A 253-nucleotide genomic window follows, 5' to 3' on the forward strand; every position below is an offset into this window, starting at 1 on the left:
GAGGCCAAGGACGACCTCACCGCGTTCGCGGCCTTCCCCGCCCGGCACTGGAAGAAGATCCAGTCGACGAATCCTCTGGAGCGGATCAACCGCGAGGCCAAGCGCCGCACCGACGTGGTCCAGGTCTTCCCGAACGACGCACTCCTAAGATTAACGACCGCCGTGCTGTTCGAGCTGCACGACGAATGGATCGCCTTCCCCCGCCGCTACCTGCCCGAGGGCAGCATGGACCAGATCTACCCCAGCGAGCTCC

At 65.2% G+C, this 253-nt stretch carries 1 protein-coding gene; it reads left to right on the plus strand.

All coding sequences use genetic code 11. The annotated features are described in order from the left end of the window. A partial coding sequence (locus tag IF89_RS0136965; protein ID WP_030778346.1) for an IS256 family transposase occupies nt 1–253 on the plus strand: 253 nt, incomplete at both ends.

The sequence above is a fragment of the Streptomyces sp. NRRL F-2664 genome (assembly GCF_000719345.1).
Classification (GTDB): Bacteria; Actinomycetota; Actinomycetes; order Streptomycetales; family Streptomycetaceae; genus Streptomyces.